Below are 21,106 nucleotides of genomic sequence, written 5' to 3' on the forward strand. Positions count from 1 at the left end.
CATGATATACACAGGTTTCGTAAATAGTGTGCAAGGGCCGCTTAAAGTTGAAGCGACTGATGAAGGGGTAACGGCCATCGCGTTCTTAAGCACAGATGAAGCAGCGCAATACAACTCTCTTGGTGATGAGGCTTACGCCCATACGCATTCATGCACTAACGCAATTACCGATGAAACGTGTCGTCAGCTTAAGGCGTACTTCAATGGGCAGCTTCAGGAATTCGATTTACCGCTTACTCCTAAGGGCACTGTGTTCCAGAACCAAGTATGGCTGGCTTTACAGCAAGTAAAGTATGGTGAAACGGCTAGCTATTTGGATATTGCAAAAGCTATCGATAACCCAAAAGCCGTTAGGGCCGTGGGTATGGCAAATGGTCGTAACCCTATTGCTATTGTAGTGCCTTGCCATCGTATAATTGGTAGCAATAAAACCCTAACAGGCTATGCAGGTGGTTTACCCCGTAAGCAGTACTTACTTAATTTAGAGGGAGCCCAAGGGGTGCTGTGGTCATAAAAGAATGGTTATAAGAAAGATGGTAATAAAAGCATGGCAATAAGAGACATTATCGCGCTACTGATATTAGCAGGTATCTGGGGCGGCTCGTTTATTTTTATGCGTGTTGCGGCACCAGAGTTTGGTATTTACGTACTTGTTGCCATTCGAACAGTGTTGGCGACAGCTGTGCTTTTACCATTGCTGCTATTACGTGGTTCGATTAAAGATATAAAGCGACACTGGCTGGCCATTGCGCTAGTGGGCATGGCTAATACGGCGGTGCCTTTCGTATTGTTTAATTACAGCAGTCTGCACTTAGAGGCTGGTGTCAACGCTATTCTAAACGCTACCGCGCCCATGTTTGGGGCTATTGTTGCCTGGCTGTGGTTAGGCGATAAGTTAACAAAATCAGCGGTTGCTGGGCTTGTTGTCGGCTTTGTAGGCGTTACCGTTATTAGTCAGCAAAAGTTAGGTGAGGGTGAGGTCAGTTTTCTTCCTATTTTGACTGCGCTACTAGCCACAACAGGCTACGGGATAGCGGCATGTATGATGAAAAAATGGCTGCAAGGGGTTAAGCCTTTAGTTGTTGCAACAGGCAGTCAGGCCATGGCAAGCGTAATGCTGGCGCCGTTCGCCCTGGCAACTTTGCCCGCCACAATGCCAAGCGTGAATGCATGGGTAAACGCCGTGGCGCTAGCTGTCGGTGGTACCGGTGTCGCGTATATCTTGTATTTCAAACTTATTGCCGATATTGGCCCGGCAAAGGCAATAACGGTTGCTTATTTGGTGCCGCTATTTGGCATTATTTGGGGCGTACTTTTCTTGCAAGAGCATTTGTCAGTGCAAACTATAGTAGGCGGCTTGATGATTTTGTTTGGCGTGGCGCTAACAACAGGCGTTCTCAAACGAAAACGCCTTAAGGTTAAACCTGCTTAAACTGAAGCCAGTATTGGCTAGTCTATCAGCTGCATTCTTACTAAATTGCTGCCATCGCGCTTAGCTTGATAAAGCGCGTCTTCGGCATGTGCGGTTACCTCGTTCATAGCGCGAGTTGACGCAGTATATGAAATACCAATAGAAGCGGTAATTACTACCTCGGATAAATCTTGCAGAGGGGGAAGCGTCGCGATGCCATGGCGAAGGTTTTGCGCCATGTCGAATGCCACATGTGGGCCAGTTTGAGGCAGCAAAATAATAAACTCAGCGCTACTCCATCTACCTACTACATCCTGTTCGCGTATGTTCTCAGTCAAGTAAGATACCACTTTATCTAAAATGTCATCGCCTGCGTTACGTCCATGGGCGTCAACAATTTCTGAAAGTTCATCAACACTGACTAACATAACACTAAGCGATTTGTGCTCTGCCAATAGCGTTGTATAAATAAGCTGTAAATTATCCTTTTCAGGCAATCGGTTGCTGTGGCGTACCACCAAATCTGGCTGCATATCTTTTCTGAAATAATACAGAAGATTGTAGATAAGTAAGAACAGTGAGAATACAACAACAAGCAGTGTTACCACGCTAAAGATAAACGCCTGAGAAATTTCTGCTTGGCGGTCTTCAAGTGGGCTTAAAAGAAATACGGTCCACCCGAATTGATTCAGCTTAACTTCGGCAATAAGGAAGTCTTTTTGATCAATAGTGACTAACTTATTGTTTAAGGCTTGCTCGCTTTGAATAGTCATGGGGAGACTGGCATACCAAGGAAGTTCAGATAAGTTAGTAAAATCAGAATAAGAAGCAATAAGGCTTGGGTCTGAAGACAACATAATATCGCCTTCCCCATCTACGAATAAGAAGTCATAGCCGTATTCTTGTTTGTAGGTATCGAACACTTCGATAAAGCTGCGAAGGCTTTTTCCTACACCGAAAAAACCTAAAAAGCGGTCGTTATCGTCGTGAATTTTAATATCAATATAAAAGTGTGTGTCTTCCCATTTACCAATATCGGCAACGGCATCAGCGGGATAGTCACGATATTTGAAGTACCAGCTTACCTCACCTTCGATAAGGTTGATAATACTGCCATCAGAATTGTATTGCTTTCTGTCTGCCTCACTGGCGATAAAGAAAGATAAACCAAACTCATTTTCAAGACGGTCCAATGTTTTGAAAACGGCTTCTTGGTCTATAGTCTCGCCATCCATTAAGTCTACCAGTTCGGTAGAGTGGCCGAGTGCTTCAGATATATGTAGTGGCTTAAGAAGTTGCTCAACAATAAGCGATATTGCAGGCGACAATGACTGCTGCTGCGCACGACTTTGTTCGGCAACGATTTTTGAAATACTGAAATGAACCAGTGTCACAATAGCGATAACCACTACCGCAAATAACACCAGAATACTTCTATGTAGTGTACGAAATGTGTTCACAGACTGCGCATGCTCCCTTGCCTGGCTGAACCTAACCTAACTTAAGCGTTAAGTATACCTGTAGCAATAATGAACTACTAGGCGGTTTGTCTTAACTTAGACTAAATAACGAAGAGCAAAAGCGCAATGTGGAGTCGTTCGGTTAGACCTCGAAGAGAATCAATCGCTGACATATTGTTGGGCCTTGGTTACACTATGCTCCGATTTTCATTCTCTTTGCGAAATAAAGGAAATATATGGCTTTCTCAGTGGTTGTATTAGCAGCGGGTAAAGGTACCCGTATGAAGTCGTCGTTACCGAAGGTATTACACAAAGTAGGTGGTGTGCCTATGGTGCAGCGAATTATCAACACAGTAAAATCACTGGGCGCGGATAATATTCATTTGGTTTACGGCCATGGCGGCGACCAGCTAAAGGTAACGGTTGTTGAAGACAATCTAAACTGGTGCTTGCAGGCCGAACAGTTAGGTACAGGCCACGCTGTTCAGCAAGCGGCACCTCATATTAAAGACGATGAAGACGTGCTTGTACTTGTTGGCGACGCACCACTTATTCGCGAAGAAACATTAAGTGCATTAAAAGCAGCAAAGGAAAGCTGTGATTTAGCACTGCTTACTGTAAATTTAGACGACCCTACAGGCATGGGCCGCATTATTCGCGAAAATGACAATATTACCGCGATAGTTGAGCACAAAGATGCCACTGAAGCTCAGCGTGAAATTAAAGAAATTAATACCGGCATGATGATGATGTCTGGCAAAGACCTCAAGCGCTGGTTGGGCGAGTTAAGCAACGACAATGCTCAGGGCGAATATTACCTTACTGATGTTATTGCAATGGCTGCCGCTGAAGGCAAGCGAATTCAGTCTGCTCAGCCGCAGTCGGCTGTAGAAGTAGAAGGTGTTAATAACCGTTTGCAGCTTGCAAACTTAGAACGCGCGCTGCAACACCGTCAAGCCGACGAGCTAATGACCAACGGTGTAACCTTGTTAGACCCCGCTCGTTTTGACCTACGTGGCCACCTTGAAACCGGTAACGACGTAATTATCGACGTAAACGTTATTATTGAAGGCAAGGTTACGCTTGGCAGCAACGTTACTATTGGTGCTAACTGTATCCTGCGAAACTGCACCATTGCCGATAACGCGGTAATTGAAGCAAATTCTATTGTTGAAGAAGCTAGTGTTGGCGAAGCTTGCACAGTTGGACCATACGCTAGACTGCGCCCAGGTGCAGTAATGCAGAAAAATGCCAAAGTGGGTAACTTCGTAGAAATGAAGAAGGCTATTTTAGGTGAAGGCGCCAAAGCGAATCACTTAACCTATCTAGGCGATGCAGAAGTGGGTGCTAAAGCGAACATTGGCGCAGGCACAATTACCTGTAACTACGACGGTGTAAACAAGTCCAAGACCGTCATCGGCGAAAATGCTTTCATCGGCTCAAACTCGTCGCTTGTCGCGCCTGTAAACATTGGCAAGGGTGCTACCATAGGTGCTGGTTCAGTGATCACGTCAACCGTAGACGAAGACGCGCTAGCCGTTGCCCGCGGTAAGCAGCGCAATATTCCAAATTGGCCGCGCCCGACTAAAAAATAAAGGCGTGCCCTTATTAAAGGTCGCTAACGGGTTACTTGATGAGTTAGGGCTGGCAAACACAACTAGTGATTAGCTAGCCCAGTTTCTTCTTCAGCCCCACCCAAATATCGCCCTGTCAGAAAGATGATAAAACCAGAGGGCCTAAATCAACGTCTACTGTGTCGTTGTAAACGCAACTCATCCTGCTATCTTATTTGTTTCACATCTTCGAAATAATGAACTATCTGAGGTTTCCTCTATCTATCACAACTGATAGTGTGTGTTTACTTACCTTATAATTATCGTTACACAAGGATATGAAATGATATCTACCCTTTTGGTCGGTTTTGGGTTTTCCGCCACAACCTTTCATTTGCCATTTCTAAATTATTTACCGCAGTTCTCTGTCGATGTGGTTATCTCTTCTAAACCTGATGTAGTTAACACAGTTTTACCCCATGCTGAAGTGTATGGCTCGTTGGAAGAAGCGCTAAAAATTCACGATGTAGACTTGGTGGTTATTACAACCCCAAATCACCTTCATGGACCACAGGCGAAACTGGCACTAGAGCACAGTTGTCACGTGTTAGTAGAGAAGCCATTTACATTAGATAGTGAAGAGGCAGAAGCTTTAGTAGCGCTTGCACATTCTCAAAATAAACAGCTTTGTGTTTATCACAACAGACGTTTTGACGGCGATTTTCTTACGATTAAGCAGCTAATTGACGATGGCAAGCTAGGCGACATTAAACGCTTTGAAAGCCGATTCGACCGATTTCGCCCGGTACCAAGAGATAGATGGCGTGAAAATGCAGGGCCAGGAAGCGGTATCTTCTGGGATTTAGGTCCCCACTTAATCGACCAAGCGCTACAGCTTTTCGGCGAGCCAGAAGAAGTGTCGGCAAGCATACAGGCATTGCGCGAAAACGGGCAATCAGATGACACATTCGATGTAACGCTTCTTTACAGTGACAAGGTTGTGAAGCTAGGTAGCTCAGCTTTCCAGGCAGGGGCAACATTGCGCTACGACTTGCAAGGCACAAATGGCAGCTTTCGCAAGTTCTATTTAGATCCGCAAGAAGACCAATTGCGTGCGGAGCTATCTTTTGACGATGAGCACTGGGCGATTACAAAAGATAACGAGCATGGCGTGCTAGCTGTGGCCAATGAAAGCGGTCAGCTAGTTGAGGAGACGGTTACAACATTGAAAGGTGAATATCTCACGTTTTTCAATCGCCTTGCTCACGCTATTGAAGACGGTAAATTCTCGCCGGCTGACGCGAGTACGGTCGTACCTGTCATCAAAGTCATTGAGCTAGCCATAAAAGCGAGTGCTCAAAAGAAATCACTGGCGTTTAATTAAACAATTACCTTGATCGCCGTTTCAATTTAACTTACGATGCTTTCACTTTAAAGCTATTTACTTTCGTTTTGAAAGTTAAGCTGAGTATATGGTTGAATATTCAGTTGAATGTTGACGTGTGTTTGCGGGCTGTTTCGCAGACTTTTCATGGCTTGTTCTCAGGTGGAGCAATGCATACAGAAAGGTTTAGCGAGAAGGCGGCAAAAGCATCGAGGTTATATTGAAAAGTAGTAAATCAGTTGAACAGCGCCGCCAGCAGATAGTGGCGTGGGTGAAAGAGCATGGTCAATCACAAGTTGAAGATTTGGCCGTGCGTTTTGCTACGTCTGAAGTCACCATCAGAAAAGATCTCGCGGCCCTTTCGCAGCAAGGTTTACTGATTCGACAGTTTGGTGGCGCAGTGCCCGTGCCATCATCTACAAACTCAAATGCTAAACCATCTCAATTTATCGTAAATGATCCATTCACTAATACAACTGCTAGCCCAGCAATCAATGCTATAGGCCAACTCGCAGCGAGCTTGGTAAAACCCGGCAACAAGATAGTGATAGATTGCGGCGCAACCACCGCGTCAGTCTTGCCTTACCTATCGGGTATTGACGACTTAGTGGTAATGACCAATACATTATCCACTGCCAATTACCTTACCCAAAGTGCTAAAGAGCCTACGGTGTTAATGGTAGGTGGCACATGGGATGCCCAGTCTCAGTCGTTCCAAGGCGCAATGGCTGAACAGTTAGTTAGCGCCTATAGTTTTGATATTGCGTTTATTGGTGCAGCGGGCATAGATGTGAACCGAGGCACAACCACCTTTAACGAGCTTATTGGCGTAACCCGCGCCATGGCTGCGGCGGCCAGTAAGGTGGTGATAGTAGCCAGTTCTAAGAAATTAACGCATAAAATGCCTAACCTAGAGCTGAGCTGGAAAAACATTTCTGTTTTGATCACTGATGAAGGCATTAGTGAACAAGACAAACTTAATATTGAAAATCAGGGCGTGACCGTGCTTATTGCAGCGCCGAGTGGAGAATAATTATGTGTGGAATTGTTGGCGCTGTTGCTGAGCGTAACGTGGTTGAAATTCTTCTGGAAGGATTAAAAAGACTAGAGTATCGCGGCTATGATTCAGCTGGCGTAGCGCTCCTGCAAAACGACGGCACGCTTACCCGTATTCGCCGTACAGGCAAAGTACAAGAACTTGCTGATGCAGTAGCAGCAGGCGATGCACTAGGTACAACAGGTATTGCTCACACCCGCTGGGCGACCCACGGTGGTGTAACTGAGGCAAACGCTCACCCTCATTTCTCTACCGAACGCGTGGCTGTGGTTCACAACGGTATTATTGAAAACTACGTAAATTTAAAAGCCCAACTAAAAGAAAAGGGCTACACCTTTACCAGCGACACTGACACTGAAACCATTGCTCATACTGTGCACGAGGAACTAAAGTCGGGTAAAGCCCTGCTTCACGCAGTACAAAGTGCGGTTAAGACTTTTCACGGCGCTTATGGCACCGTCATCATGGATAAAGAAGACCCAAGCCGCGTAGTGGTTGCACGTTCGGGCAGCCCGTTAGTTATTGGGCTTGGGCTTGGTGAAAACTTTATTGCGTCAGACCAAATGGCGCTATTGCCAGTAACACGCCGCTTTATCTTTTTAGAAGAAGGCGATGTGGCAGAGATCACGCGCAGAGACGTTAAAATATTCGATAAAGACGGCAACGCCGTTGAGCGCGAAATTATTGAGTCGAATATCGAGCACGATGCGGGTGACAAAGCGGGTTATCGCCACTACATGCTTAAGGAAATTCACGAGCAGCCAACGGTGGTGCGCAACGCATTAAAAGACCGTATTGATGAAAACGGACTTACCGCTGATGTATTTGGAAAAGGCGCTGACGAGATATTCAAAAAAGTACAGCATGTACAAATCATTGCCTGTGGAACTAGCTACCACGCAGGTATGACGGCGCGCTACTGGCTAGAGCAGTACGCTAATGTGTCGTGTAACGTAGAAATTGCGTCAGAGTTTCGTTATCGCAAGTCAGTGGTTCACCCAAATAGCCTGCTTATTACTATCTCTCAATCAGGCGAGACAGCCGATACGCTAGCTGCGCTTCGCTTAGCAAAAGAACTGGGCTATATGTCTAGTTTGACTATCTGTAACGTTCAGGGCTCGTCGTTGGTACGCGAATCAGACCTGGCTTTTATGACCCGTGCTGGCGCGGAAATTGGCGTGGCATCTACCAAAGCCTTTACCACACAGCTTGCTGCTTTCCTTATGCTAACCCTTGCATTGGGTAAAGAAAACGGCATGGCCGAGTCCGACAGCAAGGCCATTGTTTCTGCACTTCACAGCTTGCCTGCGAAACTTGAAGAGACCCTAGCTATTACAGGCGGTATCGAAGATTTAGCGGAAGAGTTTGCAGACAAAAACCACAGTTTGTTTCTAGGTCGTGGCGACCAATATCCCATTGCTATGGAAGGTGCGCTTAAGCTTAAAGAGATTTCTTACATTCACGCCGAAGCCTACGCGTCTGGTGAATTGAAACACGGCCCGCTTGCGCTAATTGATGATGAAATGCCGGTTATTGTGGTTGCACCAAATAACGAACTGCTTGAAAAGCTTAAGTCGAACGTAGAAGAAGTGCGCGCCCGTGGCGGTATCATGTATGTATTTGCAGATAAAGATGCCGCGTTCGCCGGTGATGAAACCATGCGCGTTATTGACGTACCGCACTGCGACGAACCAATTGCACCTATCATTTATACCCTACCGCTTCAGCTATTAAGCTACTATGTAGCGTTAATTAAAGGTACGGACGTTGACCAGCCGCGTAACTTGGCGAAATCGGTTACTGTGGAATAAAGCGCACTGCTGAAGCGCTTCTTTGTGCTCACAAACAAAGCCTGCGACTGACAAAAGCGCAGGCTTTTTTATTTTCAATAGGCGAGTATTGTGGCTGGTAATTAAGTAGCTTCATCGACAAACCTTCTCCATCCGTCTTACTTTGTCAGGTAACCCAGTTGTAAAACGGAAAGTAAGTTCATACCTATAACTCATCATCAAGTTTCAACATCGCGAGGCACCATGGCTATTCCCTACTCACTGCTAGATTTAGCGCCTATATCTGAAGGGTTTGGGGTAAAAGACGCGTTAAACAATTCAAAGCTAATGGCTGTGGAAGCGGAGCGCGGTGGCTATGAACGTGTGTGGTTAGCCGAGCATCACGGCATGCGTGGTGTCGCCAGTTCTGCCACCTCTGTAGTGTTAACCCACATTGCTAATGCAACCTCGACTATTAAAGTGGGGGCCGGTGGCATTATGCTGCCTAACCATGCGCCTTTGGTCATTGCTGAACAGTTTGGCACCCTGGCCGAGTTATTTCCCAATCGCATAGAGCTTGGATTGGGGAGAGCACCAGGTACTGATATGGCAACGGCAAGAGCGCTTCGTCGTAACTTGCAAAGCGATGTTGATAGCTACCCAGAAGATATTCAGGAACTTCAGCATTACCTTGGTACCCCAAAAGAGGGGCAGCCAATTGTTGCAGTGCCAGGGGCGAATACCCATGTGCCTTTGTGGTTACTTGGTTCTAGCTTGTACAGTGCACAGGTGGCGGCAAAAATGGGACTGCCATATTCGTTCGCTTCGCATTTTGCGCCCGACGCGTTATTCGATGCGCTTCATGTGTACCGCAATATGTTTAAACCGTCGCCTCAGTTATCAGCGCCAAAAGCGATGGCTGGTGTAATGGTGGTAATTGCAGAAACCGATGAAGAGGCTGAACTCCTATTTACCTCAGTGAAGCAGCAATTTATGAATATGCGACGGGGCCTAAACAAACCGTTTGCTAAGCCTATGCCTAACTTTAACGAATATTGTACGGCGACTGACGAAGCAATGTTATCGAATGTATTGAGATATGCGTTGGTAGGGGCGAAGGAAACGGTGCAAAACAAGCTGGCTCAGTTTGTTGAAGCGACAGATATTGATGAGATTATTGTTTCGATGCCAATTTACGATATAGACGCGCGTTTATTCAGCGTTAGGGCGTTTGCAGACATCGTGTTTTAATGCACAAAACTTTATGAGCAGCTTTTAATACTTGGTTATAACTTCTTCTATGCAATGCCAAAGAATAACTTTATGATATGAAAAGAAATACATATTTTCATCTAGTTATTACAGGTTTACATTCATGCCAAAGGTCTGGTTTTCCTTTCTCTCTGCGCTTATTTTTTCTGTGGCGAACTTAAGTTCGGTACAAGCTAAAGAAGTACTAGATCTTGTAATTCTTGAAACATTGCCTGTTCCCATCGTCTCTGAGTCGCGGACCGAATTTGAAAAAGAGCTTATTCGAATTATGCCCGAGCACGACATAAACGTTACCACATATAATGCGGAAGGGTCGGAGGCGCGCGCTACAGAAATACTAAGCGAGCTGGCACAAAAGGCTAAACCTGATCTTATTGTATCTGTCGCTACCTTGGCCACTCGCGCTTTGTATACTTCTGAAGAGTTTGTTGATACGCCAAAGCTTTTCATGGTCGTGTCAGCTCCTGTCGAAGAAGGTATAGTCCCCGCTATTGGTGCTATAAGTGATCGTAATATGACAGGTGAGTCTCATGTACTCGATGCGAAAGTAAAGCTTGATATGTTAGATGGCGTGCTCAGAGCATCAAATCCTGCGTCTCCATTTACTATAGGTTTAGTACATTCAACCTATCCCTCATCGACTAATCTGGTAAACCAACTGCTAGCGTTAGATAGTGAGTATGAAAATATAAACTTAGTCGCGGTCAGCACGCCTTATTTAGAAGGTGATGAAGGACTTGTTGAAATGACGGATAGTATTGTAGATAGCTTGGGACAAAAAAGCTCAGAGCTTGATGGCTATTGGTTATCTTCAGGCCCTTTAGCTGAAGCTAGTGGGTTGGTGGAGAAGGTTAAAAAGAAGACTGGATTGCTTCCTTTATTCGCTGAAAGCATTTCTTCTGTGAGAGCCGGAGCGCTTCTTGGCGTGGTATCTGAATCAGAGAGTATAGGGAAATCAGCAGCAAGAAAAGCGAGGCTGATACTGCAAAGAAAATCGGCGAGAGACATTCCCGTTGGTAAAATGGAAACGTACACTGTTGCGGTAAATGTTGCTACAGCAATTAAACTAAAACTGCCCATTCCTTCCAATTATTTGAAGCTCTCTAAAGAGCATGTGTATCAATAAGGCCTAATTAGAAGTCAGTATGCGGATTAAATCAAAACTGCTAGTCATCTACATTCCAATACTGTTAATTGGTATGGCACTTACTGGGTATTGGGCTTATTTAACCGCGTATGATTCGGTGCGCGAGAGAGAATATCAGCTCCTAACTCAAACCCTTACGTTGAACGTTTTAGAAATTATCGATGAAAGGCAAGAACTGCTTATTGAAGCTGGACTAGAGAATGTTCCAGTGTTTCGCGAGGCTTATCAAAACGAAGTGTTTGAAGAGTTAAAATCGCTGCAACAAGCTACAAACAGACATTTTGCTATTAATGACACAAGCAAAAATACTGTCATATTTAGCACGGCCGATAATGCGTTAGTACTTAATGTAGAAGACGCTAATTTGGCGACTATTGCCAACCGGCGTGTGGCGTTTGGCGAGTCGAATGTAAATGATATGGATGTCTTGTTTGCGTGCGCTGAATTTGCCCCTTGGAACTGGAAGGTCACGGTACTACAAGCCGCTGAACCGCTGCAATCCTCATTATTCACCATAGCGTGGCTAACTTCATTAGTAACCCTTTTCGCCGTTGTTATTGTTAGCTTGCTCATGGGAAAAGTGATGCAGGTATTTGTTGTCTCTCCTATCGAAAAAATAAAATCAGCAGCGAGTCGCATTGCCGTTGACCATAAAAAGGTTAGCATTGACCTTCAGCAGAACGACGAGTTAGGTAGTTTAGCGCGAGACGTTGAGGCAATGTCTGGCGAAATAGAGCAATACGTTGCTCAAGCTCAGCAAGCAAACCGCGCTAAAACCGATTTTCTTGCAGTGATGAGCCATGAGATTCGCACGCCGCTAAACGGTATCCAAGGGCTGGCAACGCTGCTTTTAGATACCCCGCTTTCTGACAAGCAACATCAGTATGCCAGCGATTTGAAATCGTCAGCATCCATTCTCGCTACTGTTATAAATGATGTTTTAGATCTCTCAAAAATTGAATCAGGTATGTCAGAGGTTGACGTGACAGAGTTCGACCTTGACTCAATGCTGAACGATCTTATTACGCTATTAGGCACGAACGCTAGCGCTAACAGTACACGGTTAGTGTATAAGAGCAAAAACTTAGCGTCTGTGGCGGTAACTAGCGATATTACCAAGCTTCGCCAAATTATTATTAATTTGGTCAGCAATGCTATTAAGTTTACTCACAAAGGCACAGTGAGCATTTCGGCTAAACTTAAACTGCCTTCAACGGCAACCATGGGTGATAACCTTTTAGTTATTGCGGTTAAAGATACCGGTATTGGTATTGAGGCCGAAAGGCTTGAGCATATATTTGATAAATTCACGCAGTCCGACTCTTCTATTACGCGCAAATATGGCGGTACTGGACTTGGTCTTGCTATTGCTAAGCAGCTTGCCCAAATACTTGGTGGCGATATAAAAGTTGTTAGTAAAGTGGGCGAAGGGTCATGCTTTACAGTAACTGTAAGAGTTCAGTCTCGGCTTATATCAGATTCATCACCCGAATCTTCATCGGCGCGACAAGCCCGTAGCACTAACCTACCAACGGGCCTAAAGGTGCTATTGGCTGAAGACAACGCAATAAACGCGGTAGTCGCACAGGCGCTATTAGAGCAGTTAAACTGCGATGTGGAGCATGTTGATAATGGGTTAAAAGCAGTTGCACGAGTTGAAGATGGCGGTATTGATGTTGTTTTCATGGATGTGCATATGCCTGTTATGGATGGGATTGAAGCAACTAAGCGCATTAGAAAACTAGAAGGTGAGCTTAGCAAAACGCCCGTTATTGGGCTTACCGCAGAAGCGTTTAAAGAGCGCCATGTCTCATTTGTGCAGGCAGGAATGGACGATATAGTCACTAAGCCTGTCACCGTTGAAGCGCTTGAAGAAAGTTTGTTAAAACTGGCGCTTAGCCAAGAAGTCTCTGATAATAGTTAAAGCAGTTCTGCGTAAATGCGTAGCGCTAGCATAGCCCGTGGCAATTGTCATGATTGGCTATGTTGGAAAACTTTAATGGATATATTCTTATCAAGGTGATGCGTGCACAACAATAGACCCAGTGAACTTCGCAGGCTTAGAATCACTCTTATCATAGGCGCAGTTCTGGTGCTTTTGTTCATGGCTGCCGACTTGGTGTTAATTCCTAGTAGTATGTTCGAGCTCTATATCTTCGACCGTCTACTGCTTCAATTTCCTATTGTAATCGCCGTCATTGTACTCTCTTTTTGGCGTGATTTTATACGGTATAGAGCGTATATTTTTGCAGGTTTGCTTGTAGCCCTTTCCTACAGCAATTATTGGCTGATTTGGGTATGTTGGGAAGAGCACAATTTTATTTTTCCTTACGAAGGCACCATTTTATATGCGTTCTTCTGCGTATTTGCCTTGGGTATCCCATTTAAATTAGCGATAGCAGCTAATGTTATCAATATCTTTGGGTTTTTAGGGCTGATGTGGTTAGCACCGGTTTACGGTGACAGGGTGTTAATCTCAGCTGCGTTTGTAACAGGTTCGCTGTTTATATGTGTCTATGCGAAGTACAGATTAGATCGCAGTGTGCGCAAGCTTAAAGAAACTAACGACCGATTATTAAAACTTAGCAAGTTCGACCCGTTGACGGACTTACTTAACCGGCGTGCCCTGCGAGATCAAAGTGAAAAACTGTTGGCCTTGAGTAAGCGTCATAATGTCTCTATGGCGGTATTAATGCTCGATTTAGATGACTTTAAAAAATACAACGACAGTTTTGGTCACCAACAGGGCGATGAAGCAATAAAAGTGCAGGCGCGTATTATGAAAGAGGTGCTTAAGCGCGAAACAGATATCCTAGGCCGATACGGTGGCGAAGAGTTTATCGTTGTTTTAAGCGATATCAATAAAGAGCAGGTTGAAAAGCACGCGCAAGCAATACTGAATAAATGGAACGACACTAAACTTAAACATGCTGATGGCGCAAAGCACTCGTTTATGAGTTGTTCAATTGGTGTGGCTTACGCCAATTCAGTTGGCGAGTTGTCCATTGATAGGCTTATTGATGAAGCTGATAAAGCACTCTATGAAGCGAAAGAAAAAGGTAAAGCACAGTATGTGGTAACAGAAGCACAGTGTTAATGTAACACCGTGCTTTTGATTTAAACTGCATTCTTCACTTTAAAAATTACAGCTTCACTATCATTTTTCCGGTATTTTTACCTTCAAACAACATGTTTAAGCCTTTTTCGGCGTTATCTAAACCTTCAATGGTATGCGCGCGGTACTTTATCTTACCTTGCTGTACGTATGGAGTAAGCTTCTGTAAAAGTTGTGGAATTTCACCCCAGTGGTCTGGCATCGCAAACCCACGAATATTAATCCGCTTTTTGATTAGCGGGATCCAATTTGGGCCCGGAGCAGGGTTGTCCGACTGATAGTCGGCAATCATCCCGCACACGACAATACGACCATGGGCATTCATTCTGTTGAATATGTGCTGTTGAATAGGGCCACCCGTATTTTCAAAGAATACGTCAATCTTGTCTGGCGTAAGCTCAGCCAGTTTTTTCTCTAAGTCGTCAGTTTTGTAATTGATTGCGCCGTCAAAACCCAGTTCATTAACAATCCAGTCGGCTTTGTCGTCACTACCTACAACGCCGATTACACGCAGTCCATCAGCTTTTGCCAGTTGACCCACTATAGACCCTACAGAACCCGCTGCACCAGTTACAATAAGGGTTTCACCTTCCTTTGGTTCGCCAAAGTTATAAAGGCCTGTGGTGGCGGTTAACCCAGGCAGCGCAAATACGCACAGTGCCATTTCTTCAGTAACACCTTGCTGAAGCTTATTAAAGCCTGAGCCATCACTTAATACATATTCACTCCAGCCAGTCATGCCCATAACTTTGTCGCCTACTGAAAAGCCTGGATTATTAGACTCAACTACTTCGCCCACACCGCTAGAGCGCATAACATCACCAAGTTCTACAGGAGGAATATAGCTTTCTCTGTCTTCGCTCATCCAACCTAACATGGCAGGGTCTAAAGACATGTGAGTTTGCTTAATTAGAATTTGACCATCTTTTGGTGTGGGTATTTCAAGTTCTTTTGTTTCAAATAAATGCGAACCGATTTTTCTATCGTCGGGGCGCTTTACCAAAGTAATAGCTTTATATGTTGGCATTGTTTCCTCCTGTACTCGTTAAAAGGGGTGGTGTGCTCAGTGTTGAAACGCATTTTGGTTGGTTGAGATCACCCCGCAACTATGAAAATAGGGTGGGGCTTGTTGGTATAAATACAACCTTTTAGCATAGAATCTATAAATGTGAGTGAAAGATGTGAACAGTTCCAATAGTTATTGGTGATGGTTTTCCAAACATCTGTTAACAATATAGTGATCTTTATTTAACTATGCATTATCAATATTGCTTATAAATGCGTCGAAGTTGTTGCTATAATTGTAAAAAATGCGATAAAAGTGCGTAAATAGCGTTTACTTGCATTGAACAAAACTACTCATATCCGTAAAATGCCCGCTGCAATTTTCCCCTATTACAATGAGTATTTTATGAAGCAACAGTTTTCTTTACGTGCCTCAGTTTGCTTAGCGCTTGCTACCTTAGCCTCTTCTTCTGCGCTGGCAGCTGGTTTCCAAGTTAATGAACACAGTGCAAACGGTCTAGGTCGCGCGATGGCCGGTCAAGCGGCAAAGCCAGAGAATGCCTCTATTCTTGCAACCAACCCTGCAGCAATTGGTGTATTTAAAGAAGCTGAGTTTAGTGCATCAGCAAGCTTTATTGATCCTAACGTCGACATCGATGGTGATGTTAGCTTTGCATTAGGCGAAGGCCTGGTTGGACAGCCAATACCTGCGGCAGAGGACAATATTGCTGACACTGCTATCGTACCTGGATTCTTTTATGTTTCACCTATCAACGATGAGCTATCTGCTGGTGTTGGTGTATTCACTACTTATGGTCTTCGCTCAGATTACTCAGATGATTTCGGTGCCCTTCACTTCGCTGATACAGCAGAAGTTAAAACCGTAACGGTTAACCCTGCGGTTTCCTATAAAGTGAACAAGCAACTTATGGTTGGTTTTGGTCTTAACATCACGTACGCAGAAGCTGAAATTGGCTCTGGTGTTTCGAACACGCTCGCAGGCACAGTTGCGGGCCTAGCTCCAACAGCTGAAGCTTTAGGCATCACTTTACCGACCCTTACTCCTGGTAACTCATTGTTTAGCATGGAAGGTGATGACATAGGTTTCGGTTGGAATGCAGGTGTTTTCTGGCAGCCAACTGACATGACGAATATCGCGCTTTCATATCGCGCGGAAACGAAACTAGAGCTAGAAGGCGCAGTTTCTTCAGAGACACCTGTGTTTCCTATTAATCTTAACCAGCCAGGTAGCCTAGATTTGAATCTTGCCGCTATTACCGAACTAGCGGTTGATCAAAAAATAGATAACCAATGGTCTGTACAAGCAAGCTTGACGTTTACCGACTGGAGCACGTTTGAGAAGCTTGAAGCTAATCTAGAAGACGGTGTTGACTTCTTAATTAAAGAAGAGAACTTTGATGACTCATGGCGTGCGGCTGTTGGTGTTACCTACATCTTAAATGACGAAATTACTCTTCGTGCTGGTTATGCATATGATGATGGTGTGGTTTCGGTAGAGAACCGTTCGTTAAGCATCCCAGACACTGACCGTCACTGGTTCTCTGGTGGTATGACTTACACAATAAGCGAAGATACATCAATTGACCTAGCCTATGTATTTATTGATGGCCGAGAGGCGAACATTAATAAAGACAGAACTATTTTGAGGAACGTTCTTCCTGGCACTGACTTCACCACTAACTTCACGGGTACTCAGTCAGCTACAGCGCACATCCTAAGTGTTCAAATGAACACTCGCTTCTAAAAACGAAGAAGATAAGTGCAATAAAAAGGCAGCGTTTTTACGCTGCCTTTTTCGTTTTAGAGCAAATACTTTTTAGGCAAATTTGCCACTAGTCAGTAATTAGATCTGCGCAAATAAATCTTGCAGGCAAGTAATGGCAGCGCTAATTTTGGCCGGCATAAGATCTTGTTTCGGAGTAACCGCATAAACAGTGTAGTCAGGCAATTCCCATTCTGTGAAAAGCTGCTTCATTTCACCTGATTTAAGTAAGTGTCTTACCTCTGGCTCAGGCAATACGGCGTAGCCCAGATTATCTTGAGTAAGCTTTATTAGCGTCTGCATTGAGTTTACATCAATACGCTGAGAATCTAGTTCAAACTCACCTTTGCTTTCATGTTTCATCACATAGTCTTCAATATGCCTGTGCACAATGTAAGCATGACCATTCAACTCTTCTGGTGAGGACAAGCTTATGCTAGCTAGCGGGTGCTTATCGGACACGCATAAAATCCGTTTCCATGTAGCAAGCTTCAAACTACTAAAGTTAGTGTCTGAAACTGGGGCGAAGCAAAGTACTAGGTCTGCACTTGATGCAATAATATCTTTCGGTTCATCAGTTACCGTTAAAGATATCGTAATTTTGGGGAATTCTTCACACAGCTTCTTTAACGGTTCACTGAGTAAACCGCCACCAAATCCTTCAGGGGCTATAATGTTAATGTTCCCAGTAGGGTTGTCTTGAAGGCTTTCAATTTTCTGTTGCGCTAGTTCTGCGGTTTGCAGCATTTGCTTGCTGGTGTCGTAGTATATGCGTCCGGCTTCAGTCAGGCTTAAGCTTCGGGTATTTCGGTTAAAAAGGCTAAGCCCAATATCATGTTCAAGCTTTCGTAGCTGTTGGCTAATTGCAGAAACAGTCATGTGTAGCTCGCGGGCTGCAACACTCATGCTACCGCTGTCTGTTACCGCAATAAAAACCTGTAGAGAGCGAAGTAATTTGGTATTCATGGCGCAGTTAAATCCTTTCTATTGGCCAAAATCTTGTGGGCCTACATTTGTAGCAAATTAACGACTTTATTGGGCGAATTTTACCTCAGTTAGATGTTGATGGGCGTTTTTCGCTGGGCCCTTTACTCAATTCTTACACAAAAAATGCTTTTAAAATAAATTAAAGCTTTGCGTAGGAATGAACTAAGACAACCAGAGGGTTGTAAACTCTCTGGTCGTCCTAGTTATGAGGCTAATTATTGCAAACACAGTACTGGTGAGTTTGGCGTTAAAAGAAATTATCGAATAGTTCTTACTAAGTTTATGGTATTGGTGGCAAGCTTGACTTCAACCAAAAACACAATAAGCGCACTGATAAGAAACATCATGGCCAATATGAATAGCACTATAATCGGCGTTTTCAAATCGACCACCCAGAGTGACCCGGAAAACAGCGCCATAATTACCGTACAAACCATTAGCCCCGAAGCGACACAAAGCCCAATCGCCCAGTTAATGACTTTCACCCTGCGCCACAGTACTTTTATTTCTTTTTTAGAGCGGTCGACAATGTGTGGGTCTGACAAGGTATGAATTTGTCTTTCTGCTACTCTGACCCTATCTGATATTCGCCCCAACCGGGACGACATAACGTTTAGGAACCCCGCAATACCGGTAAGTAAAAATACGGGGGCTACAGCGAATTCGATAAGCTGTGAAAGGCTCGGAATAAGTGTGTCCAATGATTCCTCCAGCGAACATGGTTTTTGTTTAGTGCAACAGTGTTTAACTAATCGCTTAACTTTTTGACAACGCACCGCCTACTTAATGTGCAGAGTTTATCGCCGTGTGTAGTTAGTGAGTAAGGTAACTACTCATTACTTTGATAGCGTTATTAGCCATGTTCAAAGCAAAGTTTACGCCAAGGGTTTAATCACATAATTGGCTTAGTTATCTGAACATTGCAATAGTTTATCGGTTTTTAACCCATTCATTCACTAATTAACGATACACTAGCCCTATTTACTAAAAAAACACCTCTTATCACAAGGATAGATAATGCGCTTTGCCCCAAGCTTTCCACTTTCATTGCTAACGACGGCACTATTGTCGTCTGCCGCTATCGCCCAAGTACCCGATGAAATAGAAAGGATAGAAACTACGTCTTCTCGTATACAGGGCAGTGTGAACGCATCTGGCTACGCGGTATCGTCTATCTCAGCAGAAACGCTTTCACTACTTTCGTTTCAGCATATTCAAGAGTCGCTAAACTATATAGCGGGGGCAGGTGTGCAGCGTGGTAACGGACAAGAGTATCTACCAGCCCTTCGTTCACCCGTATTAACCGGTGCAGGAGCATGCGGTGGTATTTTAGCAGCGGAAGACGGTATTCCGCTTCGAGCAGCAGGCTTTTGCAATATAAATGAATTGTTTGAAGCCCATGGCGAGCTTGCTGAGCGTATTGACGTAATAAAAGGCCCTGCTTCAGCGCTTTATGGGTCTAATGCCATTCACGGCGTTATTAACGTAATCACGCCAGATACCACGCAAGGCGACGGCTTGCTAAGCGCTGATTATGGCTCCTATGGCTTTCATCGCATTAAGCTTAAAGAAGGGAAAGACTTCGGTAGTAGCGGTGTGGGTATTGCGGCTAGTGTAACTCGCGACACCGGTTACAGGGATGACGAAGGCGTTGACCAAGAAAAAGTTTCGCTTCGCCACCGAATTGAGTGGGATAACACGGTTATCACGAGCGGCCTTACCTATACCCATCTAGACCAAGAAACTGCCGGCTACATCGAAGGGTTTGAAAGCTACAAAAATACACAAATAGCCAAAAGCAACCCAAACCCCGAAGCGTTTCGAAAAGCAGAAAGTTTTAGGCTATGGAGCAAGTTCGATACTAGCTTTAGCGGAGGTCATGCACTGTCGATTACACCTTACGTACGCAACCAGGACATGCGTTTCCGTATGCATTTTTTGCCTGGCAAACCCCTTGAAACGAATGCTCAAAAAGGCGTTGGTGTGCTGTCTCAGTTCAATTACGTCATTAATGACAGCCTAAGTGCAGATATAGGATTAGACGTAGAATACACAGAAGGTGAATTAACCCAGTCACAAGACAGCGCCACAGAAGGGTCAGCCTTTTTGGTTGAAACCATTCCTGCAGGTAAACACTATGATTATGATGTAGATGCCACGCTATTTGCGCCTTTCTTTACCTTTAATTGGCAAGCTGAGCGTTGGGCTATTTCTGTCGGCGGGCGTTTTGAGTCTATGCAATACGACTACACCAACAATATGAATGTTGGTCGTGTACGCGAAGATGGCACACAGTGCGGTTTTGGTGGCTGTAGATATTCCAGACCAGCAGACAGCGAAAGTGATTTTGATAACTTTAGTCCGAAGCTTTCACTTCGTTATCAACTTAATCCTCAAACCCAGTTATTTGGCGGCATCGCAAGAGGCTATCGCGCGCCTCAGGCTACCGAGCTGTATCGTTTACAGCGTGCGCAGACTGTTACTGATCTCGACTCGGTAACGGCCGATAATATCGAAGTGGGCGTTACAGGTACGCTATTTGACGGCAGCTATACGCTTAGCCTTTATAGCCTGCAAAAAGATAACGTTATCTACCGCGACAGCGACTTTTTCAATGTGAGTAACGGCGAAACTTGGCATCGAGGCGTAGAGCTAGCTTTTGACCAGCAACTTAGCGAGGCGCTGCGTTTAGACTTTGCTGGTACGTATGCAAGGCACACTTATGAACACAGTCAACTTTCAGGTGAACAAGACATCAAAGGTAATGATATCGACACTGCACCCAAGCTTCAGTTTAACACTCGCTTAAGCTTTGATATGTCGAAATCGGTACAAACTCAATTAGAGTGGCAACATGTTTCGAGCTATTTCACCGATGCTGAAAACCTAAACGAGTACGAGGGGCATGACTTGGTAAATGCGCGCGTACGCTACAGCGTGAACGAAGACGTTACATTGTATGCGCGGGTTAACAATGTATTTGATACGGACTACGCTGAACGCGCCGATTTTACTAGCTTCACTGGGCCGCGTTATTTTCCTGGGCGCCCTAGGAACTACATGATAACGGCGTCGTTTTCTTTATAGGTTTAAATAGATGTATTTAATAGATAACTATTAGCCTCAAAAATACAGACTATTGCCGTGATCCGCTTGTACCCCA

16 protein-coding genes are annotated in these 21,106 nt (G+C 44.6%); 12 read left to right on the forward strand and 4 right to left on the reverse strand.

Annotated features, from left to right (window positions below; translation table 11 throughout):
* The first annotated feature begins 1 nt into the window (after position 1).
* Positions 2-514: a methylated-DNA--[protein]-cysteine S-methyltransferase gene (locus ACXAER_RS11005; protein WP_474829180.1), complete on the forward strand. Its 513-nt coding sequence runs from the start codon at positions 2-4 to the stop codon at positions 512-514.
* 33 nt (positions 515-547) lie between these two features.
* Positions 548-1,432 carry a DMT family transporter gene (locus tag ACXAER_RS11010; protein ID WP_474829182.1) on the forward strand — a complete coding sequence of 295 codons (885 nt, stop codon included), beginning with the start codon at positions 548-550 and terminating at the stop codon, positions 1,430-1,432.
* Between the two features lie 17 nt (positions 1,433-1,449).
* Here ACXAER_RS11010 and ACXAER_RS11015 read toward each other — a convergent pair whose 3' ends face one another.
* Positions 1,450-2,871 carry a sensor domain-containing diguanylate cyclase gene (locus tag ACXAER_RS11015; RefSeq protein ID WP_474829184.1) on the reverse strand — a complete coding sequence of 474 codons (1,422 nt, stop codon included), beginning with the start codon at positions 2,869-2,871 and terminating at the stop codon, positions 1,450-1,452.
* Between the two features lie 236 nt (positions 2,872-3,107).
* Here ACXAER_RS11015 and glmU point away from each other — a divergent pair, with 236 nt between their 5' ends.
* The 8 genes from glmU to ACXAER_RS11055 all read left to right on the forward strand — a co-directional run bounded on the left by glmU (position 3,108) and on the right by ACXAER_RS11055 (position 14,150).
* The gene (gene glmU / locus ACXAER_RS11020; RefSeq protein ID WP_474829186.1) at positions 3,108-4,466 is read left to right on the forward strand and encodes a bifunctional UDP-N-acetylglucosamine diphosphorylase/glucosamine-1-phosphate N-acetyltransferase GlmU; all 1,359 of its coding nucleotides are present in this window, start codon (positions 3,108-3,110) and stop codon (positions 4,464-4,466) included.
* A gap of 301 nt (positions 4,467-4,767) precedes the next feature.
* The gene (locus ACXAER_RS11025) at positions 4,768-5,808 is read left to right on the forward strand and encodes a Gfo/Idh/MocA family oxidoreductase (RefSeq protein ID WP_474829188.1); all 1,041 of its coding nucleotides are present in this window, start codon (positions 4,768-4,770) and stop codon (positions 5,806-5,808) included.
* Between the two features lie 220 nt (positions 5,809-6,028).
* Positions 6,029-6,841, forward strand: a complete 813-nt coding sequence (locus ACXAER_RS11030) for a DeoR/GlpR family DNA-binding transcription regulator (protein WP_474829190.1) — start codon at positions 6,029-6,031, stop codon at positions 6,839-6,841.
* Between the two features lie 2 nt (positions 6,842-6,843).
* Positions 6,844-8,676, forward strand: coding sequence for a glutamine--fructose-6-phosphate transaminase (isomerizing) (gene glmS / locus ACXAER_RS11035; RefSeq protein ID WP_474829192.1), 1,833 nt, complete (start codon positions 6,844-6,846; stop codon positions 8,674-8,676).
* Between the two features lie 222 nt (positions 8,677-8,898).
* Entirely contained in the window at positions 8,899-9,885 is a 987-nt protein-coding gene (locus tag ACXAER_RS11040; protein ID WP_474829194.1) for an LLM class flavin-dependent oxidoreductase, read from the forward strand.
* Positions 9,886-10,009: 124 nt separating this feature from the next.
* On the forward strand, positions 10,010-11,032 hold the full coding sequence (locus ACXAER_RS11045; protein ID WP_474829196.1) for an ABC transporter substrate-binding protein: 1,023 nt from the start codon (positions 10,010-10,012) through the stop codon (positions 11,030-11,032).
* A gap of 19 nt (positions 11,033-11,051) precedes the next feature.
* Entirely contained in the window at positions 11,052-12,977 is a 1,926-nt protein-coding gene (locus ACXAER_RS11050) for an ATP-binding protein (RefSeq protein WP_474829198.1), read from the forward strand.
* Positions 12,978-13,079: 102 nt separating this feature from the next.
* Positions 13,080-14,150, forward strand: a complete 1,071-nt coding sequence (locus ACXAER_RS11055) for a GGDEF domain-containing protein (protein ID WP_474829200.1) — start codon at positions 13,080-13,082, stop codon at positions 14,148-14,150.
* A 46-nt stretch (positions 14,151-14,196) separates the two neighbouring features.
* On the opposite strand, the gene ACXAER_RS11060 is transcribed toward ACXAER_RS11055, so the two are convergent.
* Positions 14,197-15,195 carry an NADP-dependent oxidoreductase gene (locus ACXAER_RS11060; protein WP_474829202.1) on the reverse strand — a complete coding sequence of 333 codons (999 nt, stop codon included), beginning with the start codon at positions 15,193-15,195 and terminating at the stop codon, positions 14,197-14,199.
* Between the two features lie 384 nt (positions 15,196-15,579).
* Here ACXAER_RS11060 and ACXAER_RS11065 point away from each other — a divergent pair, with 384 nt between their 5' ends.
* Positions 15,580-16,938 (forward strand): OmpP1/FadL family transporter, encoded by a 1,359-nt coding sequence (locus ACXAER_RS11065; RefSeq protein ID WP_474829204.1) that lies wholly within the window; start codon positions 15,580-15,582, stop codon positions 16,936-16,938.
* A 99-nt stretch (positions 16,939-17,037) separates the two neighbouring features.
* On the opposite strand, the gene ACXAER_RS11070 is transcribed toward ACXAER_RS11065, so the two are convergent.
* Both ACXAER_RS11070 and ACXAER_RS11075 read right to left on the reverse strand, forming a co-directional pair.
* The gene (locus tag ACXAER_RS11070; RefSeq protein WP_474829206.1) at positions 17,038-17,922 is read right to left on the reverse strand and encodes a LysR family transcriptional regulator; all 885 of its coding nucleotides are present in this window, start codon (positions 17,920-17,922) and stop codon (positions 17,038-17,040) included.
* A gap of 278 nt (positions 17,923-18,200) precedes the next feature.
* The gene (locus ACXAER_RS11075) at positions 18,201-18,644 is read right to left on the reverse strand and encodes a DUF2721 domain-containing protein (protein WP_118491429.1); all 444 of its coding nucleotides are present in this window, start codon (positions 18,642-18,644) and stop codon (positions 18,201-18,203) included.
* Positions 18,645-18,960: 316 nt separating this feature from the next.
* On the opposite strand from ACXAER_RS11075, the gene ACXAER_RS11080 reads away from it, so the two are divergent.
* Positions 18,961-21,030, forward strand: coding sequence for a TonB-dependent receptor (locus tag ACXAER_RS11080; RefSeq protein WP_474829209.1), 2,070 nt, complete (start codon positions 18,961-18,963; stop codon positions 21,028-21,030).
* Positions 21,031-21,106 lie beyond the last annotated feature (76 nt).

It is taken from the genome of Alteromonas sp. AWJ4_199 (genome assembly GCF_056159165.1).